1 protein-coding gene is annotated in these 1,041 nt (G+C 68.4%); it reads left to right on the top strand.

Going from position 1 to position 1,041, the window contains the following annotated elements; genetic code table 11:
- Nucleotides 1-992: aliphatic sulfonate ABC transporter substrate-binding protein (locus ACWDD7_RS37910; protein WP_450460738.1), on the top strand; the 992-nt coding region annotated here is incomplete at its 5' end.
- Nucleotides 993-1,041: the final 49 nt, after the last annotated feature.

The following is a 1,041-nucleotide window of genomic DNA, read 5'->3' as shown; positions in this document are numbered from 1 at the left end:
AGGGCGGGCAGCAGCCGTTCGCCGTGGGTGGCGAGGTAGAGGGGGAAGGAGGGGCACAGGCTGCAGCCGTGGCCGCGTTCGCCATGCCATTCGCCGGCGGCGCGCAGGCCTACACCGGCCGCACGCTGCGCATCGGCTACCAGAAGGGCACGCCGCTCACGCTGCTGAAGGCGCAGCGCTCGCTCGACAAGCCGCTCGCCGCGCGCGGCTTCGACATCGCATGGACCGAATTCCCGTCCGGGCCGCCGCTGCTCGAGGCGATGAATGCCGGCTCGATCGATCTCGGCTATACGGGCTCGCCGCCGCCGATCTTCGCGCAGGCGGCGGGCAGCCGGATCGTCTACCTGGCGGCCGAACCCGCCGGCCCGCACAACGAGGCCATCATCGTGCTCGACGGCTCGCCGCTCAAATCGGTCGCCGACCTGAAAGGGCGGACGGTGGCATTCGCCCGCGGGTCGAGTTCGAACTACCTGATCGTCGCCGCGCTCGAAAAAGCCGGCCTGACCTATGCGGACATCAAGCCCGCCTTCTTGTCGCCCGCCGACGCACGCGCGGCCTTCGAAGGCGGCAAGGTCGACGCATGGGTCATCTGGGATCCGTATCTCGCGGTCGTCCAGCAGACGCTCGGCGTGCGCACGATCGCCGACTATGCGTCGGGCATCGTGCAGCCGTACAGCTTCTTTCTCGGTGCGCCGGATTTCGCGAAGGCCCACCCCGAGGTGTTGTCGGATGTGCTGTCGGCGGTCGCGCGCGGCGACGCATGGGCGGCCGCCCATCGCAGCGACGCCGCGCAGTTGATTGCTCGCGAGATCGGCGTGCCGCAGCCCGTCGTCGAGCGCTATCTCGCGCGATCCGCATTCGGGCTGCTGCCCGTCAATTCGACCGTGCTCGGCGCGCAGCAACGCGTTGCGGATACGTTCCGTCGAGCGAACGTCATTCCGCGTGCGATCCAGGTCGCTGACATTGCACACCCGGTTTCCTTCACCCGCTGACTTGATACTCCACTCGCTCGCAGAGCCGCTGTCATGAACCGACTCGCTT

The sequence above is a fragment of the Streptomyces sp. NPDC001056 genome, from assembly GCF_053598955.1.
The sequence above is the reverse complement of the archived record's forward strand: the minus strand, read 5'-3'. Positions and strand labels throughout refer to the sequence as shown.